This window comes from Skermanella stibiiresistens SB22, from assembly GCF_000576635.1.
Taxonomy (GTDB): Bacteria; Pseudomonadota; Alphaproteobacteria; order Azospirillales; family Azospirillaceae; genus Skermanella; species Skermanella stibiiresistens.
Genome location: NZ_AVFL01000006.1, coordinates 242,357 through 267,156 on the forward strand (window position 1 = coordinate 242,357; position 24,800 = coordinate 267,156).

At 66.6% G+C, this 24,800-nt stretch carries 18 protein-coding genes; 17 read left to right on the plus strand and 1 reads right to left on the minus strand.

All coding sequences use genetic code 11. The annotated features are described in order from the left end of the window. Window positions 1-9 precede the first annotated feature (9 nt). The 7 genes from N825_RS10780 to N825_RS10810 all read left to right on the plus strand — a co-directional run bounded on the left by N825_RS10780 (window position 10) and on the right by N825_RS10810 (window position 11,803). Window positions 10-1,680 (plus strand): ATP-binding cassette domain-containing protein, encoded by a 1,671-nt coding sequence (locus tag N825_RS10780; protein WP_037450855.1) that lies wholly within the window; start codon window positions 10-12, stop codon window positions 1,678-1,680. Then, window positions 1,677-3,098, plus strand: coding sequence for an HlyD family type I secretion periplasmic adaptor subunit (locus tag N825_RS10785; protein WP_051511964.1), 1,422 nt, complete (start codon window positions 1,677-1,679; stop codon window positions 3,096-3,098). The genes N825_RS10780 and N825_RS10785 overlap by 4 nt, the downstream gene beginning before the upstream one ends. 110 nt (window positions 3,099-3,208) lie before the next feature. Next, window positions 3,209-6,304, plus strand: coding sequence for an ABC transporter substrate-binding protein (locus tag N825_RS10790; RefSeq protein ID WP_245613077.1), 3,096 nt, complete (start codon window positions 3,209-3,211; stop codon window positions 6,302-6,304). Between the two features lie 15 nt (window positions 6,305-6,319). Further along, a complete protein-coding gene (locus N825_RS10795) occupies window positions 6,320-6,697 on the plus strand; it encodes a hypothetical protein (RefSeq protein WP_037450859.1) in 378 nt (125 codons plus the stop codon). Further along, window positions 6,694-7,176 (plus strand): hypothetical protein, encoded by a 483-nt coding sequence (locus N825_RS10800; RefSeq protein ID WP_051511966.1) that lies wholly within the window; start codon window positions 6,694-6,696, stop codon window positions 7,174-7,176. The genes N825_RS10795 and N825_RS10800 overlap by 4 nt, the downstream gene beginning before the upstream one ends. Before the next feature lie 11 nt (window positions 7,177-7,187). Continuing rightward, window positions 7,188-7,925, plus strand: a complete 738-nt coding sequence (locus N825_RS10805) for a DotU family type IV/VI secretion system protein (RefSeq protein ID WP_037450860.1) — start codon at window positions 7,188-7,190, stop codon at window positions 7,923-7,925. Beyond that, a complete protein-coding gene (locus N825_RS10810) occupies window positions 7,913-11,803 on the plus strand; it encodes a type VI secretion protein IcmF/TssM N-terminal domain-containing protein (RefSeq protein ID WP_037450862.1) in 3,891 nt (1,296 codons plus the stop codon). The genes N825_RS10805 and N825_RS10810 overlap by 13 nt, the downstream gene beginning before the upstream one ends. 47 nt (window positions 11,804-11,850) lie before the next feature. On the opposite strand, the gene N825_RS10815 is transcribed toward N825_RS10810, so the two are convergent. Further along, the gene (locus N825_RS10815; protein ID WP_198038270.1) at window positions 11,851-12,597 is read right to left on the minus strand and encodes a TorF family putative porin; all 747 of its coding nucleotides are present in this window, start codon (window positions 12,595-12,597) and stop codon (window positions 11,851-11,853) included. Window positions 12,598-13,041: 444 nt separating this feature from the next. Here N825_RS10815 and N825_RS10820 point away from each other — a divergent pair, with 444 nt between their 5' ends. The 10 genes from N825_RS10820 to N825_RS10865 all read left to right on the plus strand — a co-directional run bounded on the left by N825_RS10820 (window position 13,042) and on the right by N825_RS10865 (window position 24,750). Then, window positions 13,042-14,190, plus strand: coding sequence for an SDR family oxidoreductase (locus N825_RS10820; protein ID WP_051511969.1), 1,149 nt, complete (start codon window positions 13,042-13,044; stop codon window positions 14,188-14,190). A gap of 28 nt (window positions 14,191-14,218) precedes the next feature. Next, window positions 14,219-14,632, plus strand: a complete 414-nt coding sequence (locus N825_RS10825) for an SET domain-containing protein (protein WP_084164628.1) — start codon at window positions 14,219-14,221, stop codon at window positions 14,630-14,632. Window positions 14,633-14,649: 17 nt separating this feature from the next. Further along, complete coding sequence (locus N825_RS10830; RefSeq protein ID WP_157619103.1) at window positions 14,650-15,432, plus strand: hypothetical protein; 783 nt, start codon at window positions 14,650-14,652, stop codon at window positions 15,430-15,432. A 50-nt stretch (window positions 15,433-15,482) separates the two neighbouring features. Further along, complete coding sequence (locus tag N825_RS10835; RefSeq protein ID WP_037450867.1) at window positions 15,483-17,138, plus strand: ATP-binding cassette domain-containing protein; 1,656 nt, start codon at window positions 15,483-15,485, stop codon at window positions 17,136-17,138. Between the two features lie 253 nt (window positions 17,139-17,391). Further along, the gene (locus tag N825_RS10840) at window positions 17,392-18,282 is read left to right on the plus strand and encodes a LysR family transcriptional regulator (RefSeq protein ID WP_037450870.1); all 891 of its coding nucleotides are present in this window, start codon (window positions 17,392-17,394) and stop codon (window positions 18,280-18,282) included. Between the two features lie 87 nt (window positions 18,283-18,369). Beyond that, window positions 18,370-19,389: a 2-hydroxyacid dehydrogenase gene (locus tag N825_RS10845; RefSeq protein WP_051511973.1), complete on the plus strand. Its 1,020-nt coding sequence runs from the start codon at window positions 18,370-18,372 to the stop codon at window positions 19,387-19,389. Continuing rightward, window positions 19,386-20,636 carry an enolase C-terminal domain-like protein gene (locus N825_RS10850; protein WP_198038271.1) on the plus strand — a complete coding sequence of 417 codons (1,251 nt, stop codon included), beginning with the start codon at window positions 19,386-19,388 and terminating at the stop codon, window positions 20,634-20,636. Before N825_RS10845 ends, N825_RS10850 begins: the two co-directional genes overlap by 4 nt. 61 nt (window positions 20,637-20,697) lie before the next feature. Continuing rightward, the gene (locus tag N825_RS10855) at window positions 20,698-21,780 is read left to right on the plus strand and encodes a maleylacetate reductase (protein WP_037451112.1); all 1,083 of its coding nucleotides are present in this window, start codon (window positions 20,698-20,700) and stop codon (window positions 21,778-21,780) included. A gap of 64 nt (window positions 21,781-21,844) precedes the next feature. Next, the gene (locus N825_RS10860) at window positions 21,845-22,861 is read left to right on the plus strand and encodes a TRAP transporter substrate-binding protein (protein ID WP_037450873.1); all 1,017 of its coding nucleotides are present in this window, start codon (window positions 21,845-21,847) and stop codon (window positions 22,859-22,861) included. Then, window positions 22,858-24,750, plus strand: coding sequence for a TRAP transporter large permease (locus tag N825_RS10865; protein ID WP_037450875.1), 1,893 nt, complete (start codon window positions 22,858-22,860; stop codon window positions 24,748-24,750). The genes N825_RS10860 and N825_RS10865 overlap by 4 nt, the downstream gene beginning before the upstream one ends. Window positions 24,751-24,800 lie beyond the last annotated feature (50 nt).

Sequence of the window (24,800 nt, forward strand, 5' to 3'; positions counted from 1 at the left end):
GCCGGCGCCATGAACATCCTGCTCGGCCGCCTGCGCGGCAACCTTCCCCTGACCGCGCGGATGATCGCGGCGTCTTTGACCGCCAACGCTCTCGGCGTCGCCTCGTCGTTCTACGTCATGCTGGTGTTGAACCGCTACGTCTCGCACGGGGTGGATTCGACGCTGGTGGCGCTGACCACGGGCGTGGTCATCGCCATCGCCTTCGAGCACATCTTCCGGCATGTCCGCCTGCGGGTCGCGACCGGCTTCGGACGCGACGAGAACGAGCGGGCCGCCATGGGCGTCTACGGCATCCTGCTGACCGCCAAGCCCTCCAACGCCGAGATCCTGGGCGAGGCGTCGAAGCGCGAGGCGGTGCGGGCGGCGGACGTGATCGACGGCGCGTTCAGCCCGGCCAACCTGGCGGCCTTGTTCGACATCCCCTTCGCGCTGATCTTCATCCTGGTCATCCTGCTGGTGAGCTGGCCGCTGGCCCTGGTCTGCACCCTGTTCACGCTGCTCCTGATGCTGGCCGGACTGCACGCCCAGGCGGACGCCCGCGACGTGGGCCGCGACCTATCCAGGGCTTCGGCCGACAGCCACGCGCTGATCACGGCGGCGATCCAGAACCGGGAAACCACCGTGGCGTTCTCCGGCATCCGTCCGCTGATGGCGGAGTGGCGGCGGAGCACGCTGCTGCTGCGTGGACTGCGGGAGCGCATGTCGATGCGCCAGGGCTTCGCCCAGTCGCTGGCCCAGAGCCTGCAATCGCTGCAAGGCGTCTGCGTGATCGCGGTTGGCGCCATCCTGGTGGTGCGCGGACAGCTCGACGTCGGAACCCTGATCGGCGTCAACCTGCTGGCGTCCAAGGCGCTGGCCCCCTTCACGCGGCTGGTCCAGGTCGGCGAGTCGCTGGTGATGGCCAAGCATGCCCGAGCCAAGCTCGAAAGCTTCGTCAAGGTGCCGGTCGAGCCCGCCGCGGGGATGACGCTGATGGACTGGTCGGGTTCGATCGAGTTCCGCGACGTCGCCTTCGCGCCGCCGGGCATGGCGACGCCGATCTTCCGGCATCTCGATTTCACCGTGCCCGCCGGTGGCATCCTCGCCGTCAAGGGGAGGAATGGTGCCGGCAAGACCACGCTGGCGCGCCTGATCATGGGCTTGGTGGAGCCCCAGGAGGGTGCCATCCTGGCCGATGGCACCGATATCCGAAAGCTGAACCCGGGGTGGTGGCGTCATCAGGTCTCGTACCTGCCGCAGGAGCCGACCTTCCTCAACATGACGATCCGGGAGAACCTGCTGACCGTCAACCCAGCCTTGTCGGAAGCCGACCTGCACGCGCTGCTGAGACGGTCTGGGGCGGAACGCGTGATGGCAAGTTGCGCCCAGGGGCTGGACACTCCCATCCGCGCCTTCGGCCACGAGCTGGCGGCCGGCCACAGACGGCGCCTGGCGCTGGCCCGCGCGCTGGCGGCGGGCGGCAAGCTGGTGGTGCTGGACGAACCGACCGACGGTCTCGACACGGAGGGCACCGCCGTCGTCTACCGAACGCTGATAGAGCTGGCGCGGTCCGGCCACACCGTCGTCATCGCCTCCCATGATCCGCGCATCCTGCAAGGCGCCTCGCTGATCCTGGATCTGGATCGGCCGACGCGGCAACTCTCGGCGGTCCAAGCGGAAGCGGGGTCCAGCGCGTCATGAAAGCCCTGAAATCCTGGCGCGGCAAATCCGAGACCCCCGCGCTGCCCGACTTTCCCGCCGTCGTCGGGGCGGCCGGTCAAAAGCCGAAGCCGCCGGAAGCCAAGGCGGCGGAGCCCAAACCGCCCGAGCCCACTCCGTCCAAGGCACCAGCCGATCCGTCCGCGACGCGCGGCGACGGGTTGTTCATCGCCTGCGTTGCGCTGGTGGCCGCCGCCTTCATCTGGGCTGGCGTGGCGGAGCTGAACATCACGAGCACGGCCACCGGCGACGTCGTCCCGCTGTCGTACAACCAGAGCGTCCAGCATTTCGAAGGCGGCATCGTCCGCGACATTCTGGTGGCCGAGGGGGAAAGTGTGCGCGCCGGCCAGCCCTTGGTCGAACTGGATGAGACCAGGACGCGCGCCGACCTGGAGGAGTTGAAGCTGCGCCTGGCCTCGCTGACCGCCGACATGGCGCGGCTGGACGCCGAGGCCTCGGGCCGCGCGGCGATCGACTTTCCCGATGGATTCGCGGGCGATCACGCCGATCTGGTGGCGCGGACGCGCGACCTGTTCCGCGCCCGGCGGGACAGGTTGGCGGCCGACATCGAGATCCAACGGCAGGAGGTCGCCCAGCGCGACCAGGAGGTGGCGCTGGTCAGGACCCGCATCGCCGGCGCCCAGACCTCGCTCAACCTGATCCGCGAACAGCTGGGCATCAGCGAGACCCTGCTGAAGCGCGAAATCACCAACCGGATGAAGCACATCGAGCTTCTGCGGGACGAGGCGACGGCGGCCAACTCGATCGCCGAGGATCGGGCGACCCTGCTGCGCGCCGGGGCGGCGCTGGCGGAATCGCGCGGCAAGCTGGCCTGGATCGACCGGAAATACGAGGAGGAGACGCGCAGCGCCCTGGACGAGGCGCGCCGGAACCACAGCGAACTGTCGCAACGCCTCAACCGGTTCCAGGATAGCCTGGAGCGCTCCACCCTGCGGGCGCCGATGGATGGCATCGTCAAGACGCTGGCGATCTCCACGCGGGGTGCCGTCGTCAAGCCGGGCGAGACGGTGATCGAACTGGTGCCGCGCGACGGGGATCTGGTGGTGGACGCGCACCTGCCGGTGCAGGACATCGGCTATGTCCGGCCGGACCAGGAAGTCGTCGTGACACTGGCGGGCGGCGACGCGTCGCGCTTCGGGCATATCAAGGGGCGGGTGCTGACCATCAGCCCCGACACCATGCTCGATACCAACAAGCAGCCCTACTACAAGGTCCGTGTCGAACTCTCGAGCCGGACATTCAAGTACGGCGACCGGGTTTACGAAGTATATCCTGGCGTCCATGTCATCTGTAGCATCCTCACCGGCACGAGGACGATCATCGACTATGTCTTTTCGCCTATCCTGAGCGGATTTCAGCACGCGATGCAGGAACGGTGAAAGGTTTAATTTACGAGTTAACCATAGTTTACCCGTGAGAGCTTATCTGTGAGCCATCCGGCTCGCCATTCCTTGACTCACGACCAGAAGGAGCACCAGCCTTGTTTGGTGTGGCCCCTCGGAACCGGATGCCGTTCCGCCTGTCCCGGTTGACCAAGAAAGCCCGGTTCGCGCTGATCCTCGTGGCGGCGGCGGCGATCGCCGGTATCGTCTCGCTGGCCGCGTGGGCCATCATGGACCACGACAACCGCGAACCGCTGGTGGTCGCCATGGTGGCGCCGCTGAGCGGCGCCGACGCCGGCATCGGTCAGGCCATGCGCAAGGGCGCCCTGATCAGGGTCGAGGCGGTCAACGCCGCCGGCGGCATCGGCAACCGGCCGGTGGCACTCAAGGTCTTCGATGACGAGGGCGACGCCACCAAGTCGCTGGACATCGCGCGCAGGCTCGCCCGCGATCCGACGGTGCGGGCGGTACTGGGACAGCACCCCGACACGATCGGCAGGGCGGCGGAGCTTTACGGCAACACGGGTGCTCCCTTGGTGGCCTTGCTGCCGGCCGCCCGCATGACCGAAGGCGCGGTCAATCCCTGGCTGTTCCACCTGGCCTTCGACCGGGTCTTCGAGGCGCGGTTCCTGGCCAACTACGTGCGGAACGTGGTCGGCGAGGCGACCGTGGCGATCGTCCGCGAGGATACCGAACAGGCGTCGGCGCTGGCCGATCAGGTCGACAAGATACTCCAGCGCTTCGGCACCCGGCTGGCGGGGCAATGGACCTTCCAGGCGGGGCGGACGTCCGGGGCGGACCTGGAGCCTCTGGCGCGTCAGGTCAAGGAGAGGATGCCGACCGGCGCCATCATCGTGCTGGCCGGCGCGGTCGATTCCGCCCGGGCGGTCGTGGCGCTCCGCGACGCCAGCGTGCGCAACCTGATCGCCGGCCCGTCGGAACTGGCGTCGGCCGCCTTTCGGACCGAGATCGTCGCATTGGCGCGCGGCAAAGCGCCCGAGGGCTATAGCCATGGCTTGCTGATGTCGTCCCCGATCCTGTTCGACACGGCGAACGAGCGCGCCCAGCGCTTCTACGGACAATACGCCGAACAGTTCAACGCCGTGCCGGATTGGGCGGCGGCGGTCGGCAGCGACGGCATGGAGTTGATCCTGTCGGGGCTGGTCGATCAGGTCGCGAGCGAGGGCGCCAACCAGCCCAATGGCGAGCCCCGCGACGGCGAGGCGCTGAGGCGCTCGATCGCCGGTCACAACCGCGCCGAGTCCGCCTTCGCCGGGACGCTCGGCAGCTGGAGCTTCGACGATCGCCAAGCGGCCGGCATCCCCGTCATGATGGCGACCTACAACGGCTTGAACCCGATCGCGGCGCTGACCCAGTTGCAGCCGATCCGCGAGGCCGGGGTCTCGAACTTCCTGGACGAGGTCTCGCGCGGGCGGGCGCTCTACGTCAACGACCGGTTCATGTACAAGACAGACGTCATCTACACCGGCGTCCAGATCAACGAGATCCGCGACCTCGATCCCGGCCGCAACGAGGCCACGCTGGACCTCACCGTCTGGTTCCGTTACCGGGGCGGCTTCGATCCAGGCTCCGTGCTCTTCATCAACGCGCAGAAGCCGATCGAGCTGGGCAAGCCCTACCGCGAGGAGCGCGGGGCGTCCGGCACCTACGTGGCCTATCGGGTGACCGAGCGGTTCTCGCTGAACTTCACCGATGTCCGCCACCCCTACGGCAGCGAGATCGCCGGCTTGAGCTTCCGCCACCGGACGCTCAACCGGAACAACATCATGTTCGTCACCGACGTGCTCGGCATGTCGCTGATCGACACCGACGACTTCGTGGAGAAACTGCGCGCCACCGACGCCGCCGAAGCCAGCGGCGGAGCCCCGGCCGCGAAGGCGTCCTGGCTCAGCCGCCTGACGGAGGGGAACACCGAGGGCTCCACCCTGCTCAGCCAGCTGCGGGCGCGCCGGGTGCTGGCGGCGTCGCCCGGCTGGCGGCTGTCCCGCGCCTGGATATCGCAGGACATCGCGTCGGTCAGCACGGAGGGCGATCCCAACTTCGTCGGCTTCGGCAGGCCCCAGCCGGACTTCTCGAGGGTCGATTTCGGAGTCGTCGTGGTTCCCGACGCCTTCGCCGCGCGCGACGTCATCCCGTACCAAGCCTTCGTCCACCTCGCGATCCTCGGCGCCGTCCTCGCCATATTCGCCGCCGTGATGGACCGGCGCGACCGCGGCCAGTTCTGGCGCATCCAGACCCTGTTCCTGCGCGTGCTGTCCTGGCCACTGCTGCTGACGGCGATCAGCAACATGGCGCTGGACAGCGCGGTCGCGGCGCTGCCCGGCAGCGGCGTCAGGATGGTCGTGGGATTCTTCGAGGTGCTGTGGTGGATCCTGCCAGCCATCCTGGTCAATAGGACGCTGGAGCGTTTCCTGTGGACACCGCTGGAGATCAAGAGCCGGCGCAAGGTGCCCGACATCGTCCGGCGGTTCGCGACGATCATCGTGTTCGGCTTCGCCATCTGCGGCATCATCGCCTTCGTCCTGAAGCAGCCGATCACCAGCGTGCTGGCGGCATCGGGCATCATGGGCATGGTGATCGGCCTGGCGATCCAGGCGAACATCGCCAACGTGTTCTCCGGCATCATCCTGAACATCGAACGCGCCTTCAAGATCGGTGACGCCGTCCAGATCACCGACACGGTGAAGGGCGTCGTGGTCGACATGACGTGGCGTACCATCCGCATCCGGAACGCGGCGGGCTTCATCGTCGCGATGCCCAACGGCAAGGTGTCGGAGGCGACGGTCGTCAATTTCAGCGCGGTCGACCGGGTCTGGGTGAAGCTGGAATACCACGCCGACTCCAAGCACGAGCCCGAGTTCATGGCGGCGCTGCTGCGCGACGCGCTGCGCGACGCCCCCGGCACCATGGCCAACGCGGCGGGAACGCAGCCCTTCGTCCGCTATGACGGCATGCGCAGCGTCGACGGACAGTGGCTGGGCAAATACAACCTGATCTTCTGGGTCAAGGATTACGACGCGACGTTCTCCGTTCCGGAGAAGGTGTGGCAGTCGGTCTACCGGACGCTGACGGCGAAGGGCATCAATCCCTCGCCGCCCGATCTCGTGCCGGATGGCGACACGTCGGCGGCGGCCAAGGCGCTGATCGCGGCCCGTCCCGGCAAAATGACAATTCCCGCGTGATTTGAGGCTTCGGTGATGAACGCGATATCAAGATCGGGCGTCGCGGCGCTCCTGCTGCTCGGCGGCTGCTCGCTGCCGGACCTGGGGCCGCAGACCGGCGGGATGGACATCAGCCTGCGCCATCTGGCCCCCCGGACCAGCTATGTCATGGATGTGGCGGAGGATGGCGACAGGCTGATCGTCAGCATGCGCCCCGCGGTCGTCGCCCCCGGGTTCCAGTCCGGGGAGGAGGGAGCCGCGATCGACGCGGCACCCGCCGACACCTCGGCGCCGGACGAGGATCGCGTGCTGGCGCCCTGCCGGAAGGGTGCCGGCGATTGGTACCGGCACACGCCCCTGGGCTATGTCTGCGTGGGTGAACCGGCTTCCAACCTGTCGGCGGCGCTGCCATGACGCTGGGCGGACACCGTGGGGTTTTGGCATCCCTGGGTCTGGCCATCGCCGTCTTCATGGTCCAGGGATGCTCCGCGCTGACGCCGGCGCCGGTGACACGGATCGATGCCGGGGATTTCCGCATCCAGTTGATCGCCGATGCCGACGCCAACGATTTCCGGCCGGTGGCCGTCGATCTGGTCCAGGTCTCCGACGCCGCGCTGCTCGCCCGGATCGAGACCCTGGACGCCGCCGACTGGTTCCGCGCGCGCGGTGACGTGATGGCGGAAAATCCGGGGAAGATGTCGATCACGTCGTGGGAGGTCGTGGCGGCCCAGCGCGTGGCCTTGGCGACGCTGCCGCCCGGGCCGGAGCGGCCCATGGCTTCCCTGGTCTACGCGCTCTACGGATCGCCGGGTACCCATCGGGTCCGGCTGCCGGCCGGGACGCCCGTGGTGGTCCATCTCGCCCGGACTTCCTTCACCGCCACGGCGCGTTGAAGGGAGCGCGAATGCAGATCGCTCCGGAAAAAATAGCCGCGTCGGTCCCTCGCCTCAAGGCGACGGCGTTTCACGCCCTGTTCCAGGACTTCCACGTCCAATTGATCGCCTGCGACGAGGAGGAGTGCCCACCGGACGCCGCTAGGGACCGGTTGACCGACTGGCTGGTGGTTCGGATCGAAGCCGCCGCCCGCGAGGGCAACACCGTCCACGCCATGGCCGCTAGAGCCGCCTTCGCCTTGGCGGCCCTGGCCGACAAGCACGTCCCCGATCGGCATTCGGGGGCGACCGAGGGACTGGAATCCCCGATCAAGGAACGGCTGTTCGGCGGACAAGCCACGATCCAACTGCTGTTCACCCATATCGACGAGTTGCTGCGTCAGGGGGAGTCGGCGGACCGTCAATTGGCGGCGCTCTATCTCGGTGTGCTCAACCTGGGCTTCGTCGGGCGGCGCGGCACGGATGCCGAACGGGCGGGAGCGGCGCCGCGCCAACGCCAGCTTCACGCGCTGGTCCACGATGGACGGCAGCCGGCGGAGCACGTCAGTCCCGCCGCCCTGGGGAAGCCCGCCGAGCCTCCGGCCCTGCCGCCGTCGGTGCGATTGTGGCACGGCCTGACCGTGGCTGGCGCCGTCGCTTTCCTGCTGGTGACGCACATCGTCTGGGTCACCGCCACCGGTGGCGTCAGCCAACAGGTCGACGCGGCCCGCGCCGCCCTTGAAGGTCGAGGGATACCATGGTCGGAATGATCCTGTCCGAGGCCGGCATGGCTTTGGTGCTGATCGGCCCCTACGCCCTGCCCTTCATCCTGCTCTATGCCATCTGGCGCGGCTTGAAGCGGCTGAAGGCGCGCGTCGCCAGGGCCCTGCCCGGCGGAAAGCGCCGCGCGATTCCAATCGTGAAGCCCCAGCCGACGCGGCCGTCACGGCGTCTGTTGCCGGCGTTCAAGTTCCGGATGCCCAGGCCGCGCCTGCCGCGGTGGCCGGTGAAAGCCGCTCCGGACACCACCGTGGCGGTGGCCGAAGCGGCACCGGAACCGGCGCCGCTTTCCCCTCCCGCTCCGGTGATCAAGGTCCCGCGCTATTCCCCCCCGCAGCCCTCGACGCCGGCGCCGGTGGAGGAAACCGGTTTCTCCATCGGGCACATCCATTCCGAGGGGCTGGGCATCCTGAAGCGGCAGGTTCCCCGTCAATACCGCCGGGCGGAGGTGCCTTGGTTCCTGGCGCTGGGGGAGGCGTCGTCGTGCGAGCCGCTGCTGTTCGCGCCCGGCTCCACCCATGCCAAGTGGCCCCAGGCCGGGAATTGCCCCTGCGCGTGGCTGTTCTGCGAGGGTGGCGTCATCCTGGATGTCGCGGGCCCGGCCGCCGCCATGGCGGATGGGGAGGACGGGGACTGGCAGGCCTTGATGGAGGCCTTTCGGAAACATCCGCAGCCGCGTCCGCTGGACGGCGTCATCCTGTTCGTGGATATCGATGACCTGACCGACACCGTCGCCACGGCCCTCAACAGGAGGCTGCATACACTTCAGGAGACGCTGGGAACGGTAAGCCCGGTCTTCATCGTCATGAAGGGCGGCGAGCGTCTGGATGGTTTCGCCGAATTCCGCGCGCTGCTGCCCGACGCCATGGTCGACGGTTTGTTCGGGTGGTCGGCGACCGATGACATGCTGGACTTCGATAGCGGCACGGCGGACCGCGTGGTCGACGCGCTGATCGCCGATGTCTCCAAGGTCGAAGCCGATCTGTTGATGATCGACAGGTTCGACAGGGGAAGGAAGCGTCTGACCAGACTGGTCTCCAGCCTGGAGCGGCTTCGCGAACCCTACGCCAATTTCCTGCAGAACCTGCTGGCGCCCCATCCGGGCGGCGAGGCGTTCCCACTCGCCCGCGTCCATGTCACCGGCCGTCTCGACGATGCGGGCGGGGTCGAGCCGGTGTTCTCGCGAGGGCTGACGCGTCACGCGTTCTTCGTGGAAACCGGCAGGGGGCGCCCGACGGCGAGGAGGATGGCGGCGACACGCCGCCGTGTCCACCGCGCCCAGGCGGCCTTGGCCGTGTCGGTGTCGGCTTTCGCGCTTGTCGCCTGGCAACAGGGAGCGTCGCTGTCCTGGCAGGCGTCGGTGGCCGAGGACTCCGTCAGGACGCTTCGGCGCGAATTGACGCCGTCGGGGCCGCTGGACGCCAGCGCGATCCTGCCGGCGGTGGCGGCGCTGGGGGACAATCGGCTCGCCACCCCGGCGATCCCCTTCTCGCTGGCCTCCTCGGTGGACCAAGACAACCGGCGGCTTGCGATCCTGGCGATCCGGCGCCTCATCGTCTCCCAGTTTCCGGACGCGCGCGCCGATACCGGCGCCGGGTTGGATGGCCAAGGGCAGCTCGCCGCCCAGCTTGGACATGTCCAGCGGTTACGGGACCAGATCGAGCGTTACGAACGCTTTCGTCTGTCGAGAAGCATGGCCGATCTCGCCGCCCTGGTGGGGGATGCCGTTCCCACCGTCGACGATGGGTTGATCAAGGAGGCGATCGCCGGCATGGATCTCCCCGCGGTCGATCCATTGCCGGTGACGGCGGAGGCGGAGCGGGAAACGCTTCGGCTCGCCGATGACATGGCTCGATCGATGTTCGGCTCCGCGCCGGTGCGCGCGCGGATCACGGCGCTGTCGAAGTCGCTTCAAGCCCTTGAGGCGGCCGTGAAGGACGGTGGAATGACCGGCGGGGCGATACGTCCCGTCATCCAGGATGCCGAGGCCCTCAAGGCCACCCTGGCGCATCCCAACGAGATTCTCCAGGCCGCCGCCGACCGGCGGTTACCCGGCGACATCAAGGACATGCTGGACAGGATGGGGCCAACCGCCAGCGCCGTCACGGCGATGTTCATCAAGGCCGCCGCCGACCTGGAGGCCGAGATGCTGGCCGCCGAAGCGCCTCTGGCCGGGCCGCTGGTCGTTCGGACCCAGGATGCCCCCGGCTACGCGCCTAGCCCGTCGCTGACCAGCCTCGCCTCCGCCGTCGACGCCTTGGCGGCGCAAGCTCATCTCGCGGAGGCGGAACCCACCGATCCTTCGACGGATCCCGTCGAAGCCCTCGGTGGCTTGAGGCAAGTCATCATCGCTCATCGGTCCATGAAAGCCGCTCAGCCCTTGCCGGAAGCGCTGGGACGGGCAGCGGATCTGAGTTTCGGGAGATACCTTCAGACGCGGCTACAGCGGTTCCTGAACGGCCCCATTTTCACCGTGGACGGCGCCGACTTTCTCAGGTCGGCCTCCTCCATCGTCAAGGAGGTGGCGGCTGGAGCCCGCCCGTACCTGGAACCAGCCGCGCGGGCCGAGTTGGATCGCGCTTTGGACTCCAGGGCCACCGCCCTGCTGGAACGCGCCGACGCGTTCCTGAAAACGCGCAAGCCTTTTGACATGGTGGCGGATGCCGCCGCCAACTGGACGGGTGAGACCGGTGCCATGCGGCGCGCCTTTGCTGTCGCCGACGGTGCGGCACTTTCCGCCAAGCTGTCCGAGACCCGCGGCCTCATCCTGGATGGCCCCGGCGCGGACGCGCGGGCCGCCGCCGATCTGATGGCGGCGAGTGCCGCGGCGGACGCCAAGCTCGCGGCGAGGTCGTTGCGGTGGCGGGAGATCATGGAGCCTTCAAGCGGTTCGATCGAGGCGATGGAACGCTTCGTCCTCCAGACCGACGCCATGGATGCGGCGACCTGCCAGAACACCCTCAAGATGTTCAAGGAAAGGGTTGGCGATGACACCGCCGGTGATCCGATCGCCGCGACCCTGTCGAAAGCGCGGGCCGGGTTCGCCAACCGCTGCTCGGATCTAGCCAAGGTCGCGCGGCGGGAAGAGCCGGCATCAACCCCGGCCCCATCCGCGTCCTCGGCCCTGGCGAGCCTCGGCGCCGCCTTCGCGCCGTTGGAAAACCGCTTTCCCTTCGTCGGTCCGCGCGGCGGGATCGACGCTCCCGACGTGGCGCCGAGGGATGTCCGGCGGTTTCTCCAGGTGTTCGACCAGCTGAGGACCCAAGCCCTGGAAGAGGCGGCGGGCGGCGGTCGGCGAAAATCCGTGGAGATCCGCCTGTTCGTGGACCAGATCGAAGCCGCCCGGCCGTTGCTGGAATCCTTGATGCCGATGGACCGGAACCCGGAACCGATCGCCGTCGAGTTCGACTATGGCATCAATCGCATGGCCGAGGTCGGCGGTGGCGAGATCATCGACTGGTCGATCCGATCGGGCGGCTCCGCCGTTGGGCCCGGCAGCGCGTCGCGGGTGATGCGCTGGTCGCCCGGCGAGCCCCTGCTGGTCTCCTTCCGCTGGGCTTCGGGATCGCGGTACCGGCCACGCCGCGATGAAGGCTATGGAACGGCATCGGTCAGGGACGACACCATCACCATCGTCGAGCGCGGCCCCTGGGCGTTGCTTCGGCTGATCAGATTGCGTGGCATGGAAACGGCGGGTTTGGCGGCGCCGTCGGCTGGCGGCGCCGTGATCCGCGTGGCGTTGCCCACAAGGACCGTCAGCGGCGCTCCGGCACCCGACACCGTTGTTTTCGTCGGGGCGCGGATCATGGCTGGCAACGGATCGAAATCCTTCGGCGTTTCCGCATTGCCCAGCCATTTTCCCGGATAGAAAAAAAATGGCCCCTCCGCCGGAGGGGCCCCTGATTTTGGTCAGGTTCAGAAGTCGTACTGGATCTTGCCCACGACGCGCTTGCCGCAGAGCTTGGCACAGGAATCCTCGTTCAGGTTGGTATCCGTGTAGGACACCGACAGCGAGAACCCCTCGACTTCGATCGATGCACCAACGGCATAGTCGGTGTAATCGACCGCGTAGTCGCTTGAGAAGACGCTACGGCCGACCGATCCGTGGAACGTCAAGCCGAGGGGAAGGTCCGGCGGCGCGACCGCGAAATCCAGGTTGACGTAGTGGCTGGCGTATCCCAGGCCGAAGTAGTTGGAGGAATAGCTATAGGACGGAGTCACCGCCAGCATTTCCAGGGCGGTGTAGGTCCCGGCAACCTTGTATTCCAGGTAATTGGGATTGAAGCCTTCCGCATTGGCACCCGGATACAGGTAGCCCAGCAATCCGACATCGAAATCGACGCCGAAGAGGGGGATTATCAGGCCGCCATAGATATCCAGCTCGGCATGCGCACCGGGAACTCCGAGAGCGCGCTTGCCATCCACCGAGGACGCCCATGTTCCCAGATAGGGAGTGATGGATCCCGCCTTCATGATCCAGTCCAATCCCCCTTGGATCGCCGGATCCCGGTCCGTCTGGGAGAAGCCTCGGGCGACATAGTCGGTGGTGATGGCCAGGTTGCCGGTGACCATGCCCTCGTCGGTATCGGTTTCCTGCGCCGTCACGGCGGTTGAAGTAAGAACACCCAACGCCAGAGTCGCGGTCAAAGTAATTTTACTCATAACTGTCACGGTGATCCTTGATTGCGCTGGATTGACAGCGTTCAGCCGGGAAAATCGGCAACGCGGGTTCCGCATCAGGCCTACCGCATTTCCGTAAACCATAACTTAACTGCGTAGACACTAGCCGAGTTAGTTTGAGTAATTTCACAGTACAGTCACTCAGAAATTGGCTAAATCACCTGCACCTTACCTCAACCTATGCCTTTCAGCTTAGGCAAAACAGCGATCACTTACTGGGATAGCTTCCTGTTAACTATGAATTAAAACTTCCCGTTCAACCTACACATCGAAGTGGGATGTAGGTTTTTACTGGCACGTTACTCCTTGTGGCCGGCAGCTTACCTGGAATTACTTGCCTGAAGTGAGCCTCTTCCCGCTTCACTGGCTTATTGGAGATCGCCCATCGTCTTGGCGCGACGTTTTCAGAACGAGAGTAAACCAACAATGATTCTGCTCACTGGCGGCACCGGATTTCTTGGCGGTTCCTTTTACATGGACGCGGTCCGCAATGGCACCGCGGAGGATTACCTGCTCCTCGTCCGGGGCCCCAACGAGGCGGCTTGCCGCGCCCGATTGGCAAGCAATCTGGCTCGCCATTCCGACCCGGAAACCGCCAAGGCGGCGGCCAGTTTGTGCGCGATCCTGCCCGGCGACCTGCAATCGCTGGCGACCAGTCCCGATCCGCGTCTCGACGCCGTCAGCCACATCGTCCACATCGCCGCCGACACGTCGTTCGACAGCCGTCATTCCGTCTGGCAGATCAATGTCGATGGCACCCTGGCTCTCGCGGCCCGCGCCCGCCGCATGAAGCACCTGAAGCGCTTCCTGCATATCGGCACCGCTTTCTGCTGCGGTGAGGCTCCCCACCTGGAGATGGTCCACGAAGCGCCGCCGCCGCCCACCGGAACGGCCCACATCGTCGAATACACCCGCAGCAAGGCGGCGGCCGAAATGGCGCTGGCCAGCGGCTTTCCGGAACTGCCGCTGGTGGTCGCCCGACCTTCGATCGTGGTTGGGCACTCGAAACTAGGCTGCCAGCCCAGTTCAAGCATCTTCTGGTTCTTCCGCCTGGTCGACCACACCGGCGTCCTGCCCTGCTCGCCCAACGGCTTCATCGACATCGTACCGGTCGATTGGACCTCGGCCCGCCTGCATGACCTGCTGCGGAAGCCCGACCTGAAACACAGCCTGTATCACGTCTCGGCCGGTTGGGGCAGCCGCACCACCTGGGCGGCTTTCGAGGCGGCCTTCGCCCAACAGGGCCATGACGGCGTGCGCCCGTACACCTTCTTCGATCGTGACGACCCGCAGGGTTGGCGCCTGTTCAGCGCGGCGTACCGGGACAGGTTCACCAAGCGTGACGCGTTGAACCGGACGATGTCGGTCGGCGCGCGCAAATATCATCGTTTCACGGCGCAGGATATCGCGTTCGACAACACGCGCCTGCTGGCGGAAGGCTTCGAGGCGCCGCCGTTGTTCGCCGATTTCCTGGGGCCATGCCTGGCCAATCCGGGAACATCGATCTCCGAGCAGTTCCTCGAGGATGCCGGCAGCTTCGAGTTCGACGAAAGCCTCGCCAAGGTCCCAGCCTGACTCGCATCCGCGCGGAGCCGTTCGCCCCATGCCTCTCCTGATAGACACTTGCCTTCTCCCCAGCCCGATCCACGGGCTGGGGTTGTTCGCCATGGAACCCATCCCCGCCGGCACGCCGATCTGGGCCTTCGACGATCGGATCGACCGCATCCTGGTTCCGGACGCCTCGATGCTTCGAACCTATCCGACATTCGCGCGCATGACCGAGTCCCATGGCTGCGTGATCGCGGGACTTGGGCTTTTGATGCTGGGCGATGACGCCCGCTTCATCAATCACTCGGACACTCCGAACGTCGATCTGATCGCGGAGGGTGACTGGCGGGCCTTCAAGGCGGCGCGCGACATCGCGGCCGGCGAGGAGATCACCTGCGACTATGAGGATATCTGCGACGACGTTCGGACGGCCGGGTCCGACCGTTATCTCGAAACGGCGTTCGCCTGAGATCGGGGACGCGCGCCATGACCCATCATCCCGTTGCCCAAGGTTCCGCCGCCCATCCTCCCGTGACCACGGCGATCGTTCCAGCCTCCAGCCTTGGAGCCGGGCAACGACGGACCATGTTCCGCCTGCTGTCGCTCTGGTTCGAAGGTTACGGCGAGGACTACTTCAAACAGGAACTGGACAAGCTGACCTCCTGCGTCCTGCTGAACGATGCCGAGACGGGGAAGCTGGTCGGTTTCGCCACCCTCGACCAGCTTGAAACCCTAGTCGGCGGCGTCGAGGTGGGCGTCTTCCAGACGGTCCATTGTGTTGTCGACCAGGCATACTGGGGCACGAACGAGATCATGATCGCGATGGTCGGGCACATGTTCGACCACGCGCTCTCGGTGCGAAACGACATTCCCTGGTACTGGCATTACAGCGCCGTCGGGTATCGCTCCTACCGTTACATGCCGATGCTGTTCCAGCGCCACGTCCCGCAGATCGACCGGCGGTCCGGACGTTTCGAGACGGAGCTTCGCGACTGGGTCGGCTTCCGGTATTTCGAAAAATACTACCAGCCGGAAACCGGCACGATCGACTGGAACTGGGAAGGCTATGGCCTCACTCCCCTGGCCGCCGCGATCGACGAGGCCAAGCTGAACAGTCCCGCCATAGCGACGTTCCGCGCCCTCAACCCGCGTTGGCGGGAAAGCGTGGAACTGCTCTGCCAGGCGGAACTCTCCCTGGACAACCTCACGCGAACCTCCAAGCGCTGGCTTGGCCGCGCCGGTGTCGTTCCGGTGGACGCCGCGGCCTGATGGCCCGGTGTGATCCCCTGCCCCATTCTTGACGACGCTGGAGACCCGCCTTGGAACTTCTGACGCTCCTGGCACGCCATGCCGGTGACAGGCTGAAGTGGCTGGTGGCACTGCTGCTCCTCTCGTCGCTGTGCGGGGTATCGATCCTCGCCATCGTCAACGAGGGCATCGACGAACGGCTGAAGGGCGAGGATCGCTACCACCTGCTCGTGCTGGGCGCTGGTGCCACCGTGGTCTACATGATGTCGCATCTCCACGTGATGCGAAGGATCGCCCGGTACTTCGAGGAGATCATCATCGACCTGCGGCGGCGGCTGCTGACCCGGCTGCGCCACGCCGAATACCTGCAGGTCCAGAACCTCGATCCGGCGGAATTCCAATCCGGCATCAGCGCCGAGATGCGGACGATCTCCTATGGGTCGGCGATCATACCGGAGATGCTGCACTCCATCTTCATGATCACGATCATCAACGCCTACCTGTTCCTGCACTCGCCGCTGGCGGCGCTGAGTTGCATGGCGTTCATCGCGGTCAGCGTCTTCATCGTGGCCTCGCGCCGGGTGGCGGCCGAGGACACCTTCGCGGAGGCCTGCGAGTTGGAGAACGAGCTTCTGGGCCATGTCGGCGACATGATCGACGGGTTCAAGGAAGTTCGGATGGAGCCCTCCCGCGCCGACCAGATCTCCGTCCGGGTGATGGAGGTCGCCGACCGCATCGCCGCCAAGAAGGAGGTGGCACTGGGTGTCTACGCCCGCTCCGTGGTGGAGACCCAGTGCTCGTTCAACACCCTCATCCTATTCGTCATCTTCGTGCTGCCGCAGATCACGGACATGTCGGTTGGGCTGTTCGTCGTGGCGTCGTCGCTGCTGTTCATCTCGGAACCGATGCTCAGCGTCGTCAGCTATCTGCCCAGCCTGATGGCGGCCAACACCGCCGCCCGCAACATCCTCGACCTGGAGCGACGGCTTCCCGAACCCAGGATAACGGCGATTTCGGCCAACCCGTCCTGCTTCGACAATTTCCAGGAGATCCATTTCAAGGACGTCATCTTCGGTCACCGGACGCATGACGGCGGCGAGTTCTGGATCGGTCCGGTCAATCTGTCGATCGACCGCGGCAAGATCATCCTGGTGACCGGCGGCAACGGATCCGGCAAGTCCACCCTGCTGCGCACGCTTATCGGTCTCTATCGCGTCTACAGCGGAACCATCACGGTCGACAGCATGGTGGTGGAGCCGGACAACCTGCCGCTCTACCGCCGCCTGTTCGCCGTCGTGTTCTCGGACGGTCACCTTTTCCAGGAACTGTACGGCATCCAGCACATCGACATGGAGCTTGCCCAAGCCATGTTCGAGTTCCTGGAGATCGGGCACAAGGCGAACATCACCGATCGCCGGTTCAGCACCGTCCGCCTGTCGGGTGGCCAACGCAAGCGCCTGAGCCTAATCGCGGCCATCCTGGAGAAGAAGCCGATCTGCGTGTTGGACGAATGGGCGGCGGATCAGGAGCCGTATTTCCGGGACAAGTTCTACCGGGAAGTACTGCCGCGCCTGCGCGACATGGGGATGACGGTCGTCGCCATCACCCACGACCGCGACTATCTGGAAGTCGGCGATGTCCATTGGCACGTCGAAGCGGGAATGATCGTCTCGGTCACGGGAGAAAACCGACAAGACCGGAAACAAGACATCGCTTTGATGAGTTGACGAGGTCATGGAGAAACTGACCAGCTATGAACTTCTCCGTGGCGGATCATTGTCCGGCCGCTGAGATGGCCCCCAGGCCTTCGCATAATTGCCATAGTTGAGGGCGCCAGCCCAAGGAGCCGGCACGGCACGTGGCTGGCCTCCCAGCAGCGGACCCCGACCGGCCCGCTGCCCAGCGCCGCCCCCGGCGCCGGAAGCCGTGTCACCACCGCCGCCCCTTGAGCATCCGATAAGAAGACCGTATCACTGGGTGATGGATCGCCGCCGTCTCCAATTTTTCGTGGCCCTGTGCGAGGAGCTTCATTTCCACCGCGCCGCCGCGCGGTGCCACATCACGCAGCCCGCCCTCAGCCAGCAGTTGCGGGCGCTGGAGGAGGAGCTTCAGGTCCAGCTGGTCCATCGCAACAAGCGGCGGGTCTCCCTCACCCGGGCGGGCGAGACGTTCCTCAGCGAGGCGCGGAAGATCCTGCGGCAGATGGAGCACGCGGCGCTGCTGGCGCGCCAAACCGACCGGGGGGAGATTGGGCAGTTGTCGGTCGGCGTCACGGCTCCGGCGCTGTACATCGTGTTCCCCGAGATCATGCACCGGTTCCGGATGGAGCTGCCCAATTTCGGCGTCAACGTCCACGTCATGACCACCTCGGAACAGGAGGAGGGGCTGCGGTCGGGCGCCATCGATGTCGGGATCTTCCACCCGCCGCTGGACGACCAGTCGCTGTCGTCGCGGCTGTTCGCGCGGATGCGGTTCAATGTCGTGCTGTCCGACCGCAACCCCCTGGCGGCGCGGACCAGCCTGCGGCTGGAGGATCTGTCGCGCGAGCGGTTCATCATCTTCCCGCGCGTGATCGGGCCGAAGCTCTACGACGAGATCCTGACGCTGTGCCAACAAGCCGGCTTCAGCCCCGAGCTGATCCTGGAGGCGTCGCCCGCCCAGTCGATCATCGCCTTGGCCGCCGCCGATTTCGGCATCGGGCTGATCGCGTCGAGCCTGCAGCAGTTCGACCGGCCCGGCGCCGTCTACCGTCCACTGGAAGGCCCCGGCCCCACCCTAACGCTGGGGGTGGCCTATCAGAGTGACGACACGTCGCCGGCGATCCGCACCTTCCTGGATGTCGCGGTCGCGATTGGAGAACAGGTCCAGTAATAAGCCCCGCTTATCGAGCGATCAAATTAAATAGTTGGACCTACTCACACAAGTGGCCCATCGTTCGCGGAACGGAGGACCAAGCCCATGAAAGTGTTCATGATCGGCGAGGCGGCCAATCACAAGAACAAGCTCGCCGCGTTACTGAAGACACCTTGCGATATCATAGCCTTGCCGCGCGAGGCCGCGTACGCGTCCGAATACGATCAGCGGATCGGCCGCGACGACGTGATCATATCGCTGCGCTTCTCCCGCAAGGATGAGGCGGCACCCGCTTTCCGCCTGCTGCATGTGCCGGGCGCCGGGCTGGACGGCATCGACATTCCCTCGCTGCCGGTGGAGTGCGAGGTCTGCAATGTCTTCGAACACGAGATCCCGATCGCCGAGTTCGTGATGGCGGCGATGCTCCAATGGGAGATCCGGCTGGACGCGCTGCGCCAGTCGTTCGGCAGCGACACCTGGTCCGACACCTACCGGGCGCGGGTGCCCCACGGTGAGATCCATGGCAAGACACTGGCGATCATCGGTTTCGGCCGCATCGGACGGACCATCGCCCAGCGCGCCCGAGCCTTCGGGGTGCGCGTCGTGGCGGTCGACCAATACGCCGCCAACACCGAAGGCTTGGCCGACGTGGTGCTGACGCCAGACCGGCTGCCGGAAGCCTTGGCGGCTGCCGATTTCCTGGTCATCTCCTGCCCGCTGACGGATCAGACGAGGGGCCTGATCGGGGACGCCGAACTCCAGGCCATGAAGCCGTCGAGCGTGCTGATCAACGTCTCCCGCGCGCCGATCGCGGACGAGGCGGCGCTGTTCGACGCGCTGTCGCGGCGAGTGATCTCCGGCGCGTTCCTCGACGTCTGGTACGGCTATCCGACCGGCGCCGACGATCGGGTGCTACCGTCCCGCTTCCGCTTCGACGATCTTCCCAACGCCTTCTGCACCCCCCATTCGTCGGCCTGGACCGACGCCCTGCCGGGGCGGCGCTACGCCTTCATCGCGGCGAACATCGACCGGCTGCGGTCCGGCGAGCCGCGGTTGAACGTGGTGCGGGCTGCCATGCCGAATAATCGGGAAAAGACCAGCATCCAAGGAGCGACTGTTCCATGAACAGCCATGAAACCATCCGGCCGGAAACCATCCGGGAAGGCGAGGACATCGCCCGGCGGACCGCCGGAACCCCGATCAGGATCACCGGCATCAAGACGGTGGTGGTCAACGCCGAGATGCGGAACTGGATCTTCGTCAAGGTCCTGACCGACCAGCCCGGCCTCTATGGCTGGGGCGAGGCCAGCCTCAATTGGAAGACGCGGGCTGTCACCTCGGCGGTGGAGGATCTGGAGCCCATGCTGCTGGGACGCGATCCGCGCGATATCGAGCAATGCGTCCGCGCGCTGAACAAGTTCAGCTATTACAAGCTCGGCATGGTCGGAGTGACCGCGATCAGCGGCATCGAGCACGCCTTGTGGGACATCTTCGGCAAGAGCGTCGGCCTGCCGGTCTGGCGCCTGCTGGGAGGCAAGGTCCGCGACCGCGTCCGCGTCTACACCCATCTCGGCCTGGGCGACATGAAGTCGGTCTACGAGACCTTCGACATCGGCTCGCTGAAGGAGCGAGCGGCGGCGGTGGTCGAGAAGGGCTACGACGCGCTGAAGGTGGTGTTCATCCCCTACGGCGCCTACACCGCGCCGATACCGGCCCAGCGCCATGTCGGCAAGATGATGGAGGCTCTGCGCTCCACGGTGGGCGACGGCGTCGACATCATGATCGACTTCCACGGCCGGCCGTCCTCGGTCGCCGCCGCGATGGGGTATATCCGCGAGCTGGAACCCTATCGGCCGATGTTCTGCGAGGAGCCGGTGCAGCCGGGCGACACCGAGGGTTTGCGCCAGATCTCGGAGCGGGCGGAATGCCCGATCGCGTCGGGCGAACGGCTGGTCGGCCTCAAGGAGTTCCTGCCGGTCTTCACCCAGAAGGCGCTGCACATAGCGCAGCCGGATCTCAACCACACCGGCGGCCTGCTGGAAGGCAAGCGGATCGCGGCGGTGGCGGAGGCCGAACTGATCGGCATCGCGCCGCACAACCCGAACGGCCCGCTGGCCGGCGTGGCGGCGCTGCACTTCGACATCGCCACCCCGAACTTCGTGATCCAGGAGGAGATGAGCGGCGCCGTGCCCTGGTACGACGACGTGGTGCGGACCCCCATCCACCGGGTCGGCAGCCACTGGGAGGTGCCGGACGTGGTCGGCTTCGGCGTCGAGGTCAACGAGACGGAGGCCGCCAAGCATCCCTTCAAGCCCGAGGTGATGCACGCGATGTCGGCGGTGCTGGAAGACGGCACGATCGTCGATTGGTGAGGCGGCGGCTCGGGTCGCCCGAAGATCACCGGATCGTCCAAAGAAACCTTGGGGAAGAATGATGCGTGAATTCAGCACTCCCGGCGACATCTACAACGCCTTGCCGCCCCGCGTGGTGTTCGGCGTCGGGGCGTCCGACCGGGTCGGCGAGGAGGTCGACCGGCTCGGCGCCAAACGCGCCCTGGTGCTCTCGACGCCGGGCCGGAGCGGCATGGCGGAACGGGTCGTCGAGCGTCTGGGCGGCCGGTGCGTCGGCCTGATGCCCGAGGCGATCTCCCAAGTGCCGATCGAACTGCTGCACCGGACCCGGGCGAAGGCGCGCGGGATGGACGTGGACTGCCTGGTCAGCGTCGGCGGCGGCGCTTCGATCGGGCTCGGCAAGGGCATCGCGCTCGACCTCGACGTTCCGGTCATCACGGTGCCGACGACGTATTCCGGGTCGGAGATGACCGGGTTCTGCGGCATCACCATCGAGGGCGTCAAGCGCATGCACCAGAGCCTGCGCATGCTCGCGAGCACCGTGATCTACGACCCGGCGCTATCGGTCTCGCTGCCCGTCGCCGTCAGCGCAGCCAGCGCGCTGAACGCGCTGGCCCACTGCGTCGACGTCATCTACGTGCCGACCGCCAGCCCGGTGATCATCCAAGCCGCCGGCGAGGGTGCCCGCGCGATCCTGGACGCCCTGCCCCGCGTGGCGCGCCAGCCGGACGACCTGGAGGCCCGCGCCGACCTGCTTTATGGAGCCTATCTGGCGGGTGCGGCCCTGACGGGGGGCTTCGCCCTCCAGCATGGCCTGGCCCACGTGCTCGGCGGCACCTATGGAGTCCCGCACGGCCTGTCGCATTCGTTGGTCCTTCCGCACGTCACGGCCTACAACGCCCGCTTCGCGCCGGCTGGGATGGCCAAGCTGGCGGCGTCCATGGGCGTGACGGATGTCGCGGGCGCGATCTTCGACATGACCAAGGCGGTCGGTCTGCCGATCCGCCTGACCGAGGTCGGGTTCGACGGCGGCGCCATCGACGAGGCGGCGCGGATCACGGTCGAGACCGACAACGGCCTCAATCCGGGTCCCGTCACCGTGGAGGCGGTGCGCGGCATCCTGGAGGCGGCGCTCGCCGGGCGGCGGCCGGAACCCGTCGCCTGAGCGTGAGATTCCGGGAACCAGCAAACCACCAACCAACAAAATACCTGAAGGGGAGCGAACGACCATGCTGATCAAGCGCAGGACTTTTCTGGCGGCGACCGGAGCCGTCGCGGCGGCCACGACCATGGGGCCCTTCGTCTCGAAGGCGAAGGCGGCGGACTTCAGCTGGAAGTTCGGCCACGGCTTTCCCGCGACCCACCCGCTCCACGTCAGGGCCCTGGAGGCGGCGGACCGGATCAAGCGGGAGACCAACGGGGCGATCGAGATCGACGTGCTGCCCAACAGCCAGCTTGGCGGCGACAGCGACCTGCTGGCCCAGGTGCGGTCGGGGGCGATCGACTTCTTCAGCACCGGCGGGCTGATCCTCTCGACGCTCGTGCCCGTCGCCTCGATCAATGGCATGGGCTTCGCCTTCAAGGATTACGACGCCGTCTGGCCGGCGATGGACGGCGATCTCGGCGGCTATATCCGCAGGGGCTTCGACAAGGCCGGACTGCACGCCTTCGAGAACATCTGGGACAACGGCTTCCGTCAGATCACGACCCGCAACAAGCCGATCACCGGCCCCGCCGACCTGGACAACTTCAAGATCCGGGTGCCGGTCAGCCCCGTCTACGTCTCCCTGTTCAAGGCGCTGGGCGCGGCGCCGACCAGCATCAACCTGGGCGAGGTCTACACCGCCTTGCAGACCGGCGTGGTCGACGGCCAGGAGAACCCGCTGGTGATCGCCGACACCGCCAAGTTCCACGAGGTGCAGAAATACTGCTCGCTGACCAACCACGTCTGGGACGGCTCCTGGATCATCACCAATGGCCGGACCTGGAAATCGGTGCCGGATGACCTCCGCCAGATCGTCAGCCGCGGCTTCAACGAGGCGGGGCTGTCGCAGCGGAAGGACATCGCCGGCCTGAACGCGGCGCTGCGCGCGTCGCTGACGGAAAAGGGCCTGACCTTCAACCAGACCGACCCGGAGCCTTTCCGCGCAGCACTCCGCAAGAGCGGCTTCTACGCCGAGTGGAAGGCCAAGTATGGCGATGAGGCCTGGGGCGTCTTCGAGAAGTCGGTGGGCTCCCTGACATGAGCATCGTCGCCGAGCACAAGACCACTGCCCCCACCGGCGCCGCCGTGGCCGTTCCGGGCCGCGGCGCCAAGGGTCTGGCTTTGGCGGACACCATCCTCGGGGCGATCGTCGAGTTTCCGGTGGCGATCCTCGTCGCCGCCGAGATCGCCCTGCTGTTCTCGGGCATCGTGGCGCGCTACGTGCTGCACACGCCGATCACGTGGTCCGACGAGCTGGCGTCGATCATGTTCCTCTGGCTCGCCATGTTGGGATCGGCGGTGGCCTTCCGGCGTGGCGAGCACATGCGGATGACCGCCTTGGTCAGCTGGGCCTCGCCTGGCACCAGGGCCTTCCTGGACGTGTTCGCCGTGGCGGCGGCGCTGGCGTTCCTGCTGCTGGTGATCGGGCCGGCCAGCGAGTTCGCTCACGAGGAGGACCAGATCGTCACGCCGGCGCTGGAGATCTCCAACATGTGGCGGGCGGCCGCGCTGCCCGTCGGTCTCGGCCTGATGATCGCCTCGGCGGTGCTCCGGCTGGCGCGGGTGGGGAGCTTCCGCCTCGTGCTCGGCGCGGTCGGGACCGTGGCGGCGCTGATCGCCGTGTTCGTCCTGCTGCAACCCGTCCTGGCGGGCTTGGGCAAGTTGAACCTGCTGATCTTCTTCGTCGGCATCGTCGCGGCGGGCGTCTTCGCCGGCGTGCCGATCGCCTTCTCGTTTGGGCTGGCGACCTTCGGCTATCTGGCCCTGACGACGCGCATTCCCCTGCTGGTCGTGATCGGCAGGATGGACGAGGGGATGTCGCACCTGATCCTGCTGTCGGTGCCGCTGTTCGTCTTCCTGGGCCTGCTGATCGAGATGACCGGCATGGCGCGCGCGATGGTGGCCGTGCTCGCCAACCTGCTTGGCCACGTGCGCGGTGGCCTGTCCTATGTGCTGATCGGCGCCATGTACCTGGTTTCCGGCATTTCCGGGGCCAAGGCCGCCGACATGGCGGCGGTGGCTCCCGTGCTGTTCCCCGAGATGCGGGCGCGCGGCGCCAAGCCCGGCGATCTCGTCGCGCTGCTGGCGGCGACCGGCGCCCAGACCGAGACGATCCCACCCAGCATCGTGCTGATCACGATCGGCTCCGTCACCGGCGTCTCGATCGCGGCGCTGTTCACCGGCGGGTTGCTGCCCGGCGTGGTCCTGGCGATCATGCTGTGTTTCGTCGTGCGGATGCGGTACCGCGACGAGGACCTGTCGCGGGTGCGCCGTCCCGACCGGCGCGAGATCGGCCGCAGCCTGTTCGTCGCCCTGCCCGCCCTGGCCCTGCCCTTCGTCATCCGCGCCGCGGTTGTCGAGGGCGTCGCCACCGCGACCGAGGTCTCGACCATCGGCATTGTCTATTCGGTGATCGTCGGCATCCTGATCTACCGCCGCTTCGACTGGCGGCGGATCATGCCGATGCTGGTCGAGACGGCGGCCCTGTCGGGCGCGATCCTGCTGATCATCGGCACGGCGACCGGCATGGCCTGGTGCCTGACGCGATCCGGCTTCTCGACAGATCTGGCGCAGCTGATGGCGAGCCTGCCCGGCGGCAGGTTCACCTTCATAGCCATGTCGATCGTCGCCTTCATCGTGCTGGGCAGCGTCCTGGAGGGCATCCCGGCGATCGTGCTGTTCGGTCCGCTGCTGTTCCCGATCGCGAAGCAGATGGGCGTCCACGAGGTGCAGTATGCCATGATCGTGATCCTGTCGATGGGCATGGGCCTGTTCGCCCCGCCGTTCGGCGTCGGCTATTACGTCGCCTCGGCGATCGGCCGCGTCAATCCCGACGAGGGCATGCGCCCGATCGTGGGTTACATGGTGGCGCTGCTGGTCGGACTGATCCTGGTCGCGGCCATTCCCTGGCTGTCGATCGGCTTTCTCTGAGCCTCCCGCAGGCATCCTGGCCGGCCTCACACTCTGGAGAGGCGACCCGC

Bases quoted from the DNA above. Each gene is read 5' to 3' on its own strand.
- N825_RS10780 (WP_037450855.1), top strand. From the start codon at position 10: ATGAACATCCTGCTCGGCCGCCTGCGCGGCAACCTTCCCCTGACCGCG.
- N825_RS10785 (WP_051511964.1), top strand. From the start codon at position 1,677: ATGAAAGCCCTGAAATCCTGGCGCGGCAAATCCGAGACCCCCGCGCTG.
- N825_RS10795 (WP_037450859.1), top strand. From the start codon at position 6,320: ATGAACGCGATATCAAGATCGGGCGTCGCGGCGCTCCTGCTGCTCGGC.
- N825_RS10800 (WP_051511966.1), top strand. From the start codon at position 6,694: ATGACGCTGGGCGGACACCGTGGGGTTTTGGCATCCCTGGGTCTGGCC.
- N825_RS10805 (WP_037450860.1), top strand. From the start codon at position 7,188: ATGCAGATCGCTCCGGAAAAAATAGCCGCGTCGGTCCCTCGCCTCAAG.
- N825_RS10810 (WP_037450862.1), top strand. From the start codon at position 7,913: ATGGTCGGAATGATCCTGTCCGAGGCCGGCATGGCTTTGGTGCTGATC.
- N825_RS10815 (WP_198038270.1), bottom strand. From the start codon at position 12,597: ATGAGTAAAATTACTTTGACCGCGACTCTGGCGTTGGGTGTTCTTACT.
- N825_RS10820 (WP_051511969.1), top strand. From the start codon at position 13,042: ATGATTCTGCTCACTGGCGGCACCGGATTTCTTGGCGGTTCCTTTTAC.
- N825_RS10825 (WP_084164628.1), top strand. From the start codon at position 14,219: ATGCCTCTCCTGATAGACACTTGCCTTCTCCCCAGCCCGATCCACGGG.
- N825_RS10830 (WP_157619103.1), top strand. From the start codon at position 14,650: ATGACCCATCATCCCGTTGCCCAAGGTTCCGCCGCCCATCCTCCCGTG.
- N825_RS10840 (WP_037450870.1), top strand. From the start codon at position 17,392: ATGGATCGCCGCCGTCTCCAATTTTTCGTGGCCCTGTGCGAGGAGCTT.
- N825_RS10845 (WP_051511973.1), top strand. From the start codon at position 18,370: ATGAAAGTGTTCATGATCGGCGAGGCGGCCAATCACAAGAACAAGCTC.
- N825_RS10850 (WP_198038271.1), top strand. From the start codon at position 19,386: ATGAACAGCCATGAAACCATCCGGCCGGAAACCATCCGGGAAGGCGAG.
- N825_RS10855 (WP_037451112.1), top strand. From the start codon at position 20,698: ATGCGTGAATTCAGCACTCCCGGCGACATCTACAACGCCTTGCCGCCC.
- N825_RS10860 (WP_037450873.1), top strand. From the start codon at position 21,845: ATGCTGATCAAGCGCAGGACTTTTCTGGCGGCGACCGGAGCCGTCGCG.
- N825_RS10865 (WP_037450875.1), top strand. From the start codon at position 22,858: ATGAGCATCGTCGCCGAGCACAAGACCACTGCCCCCACCGGCGCCGCC.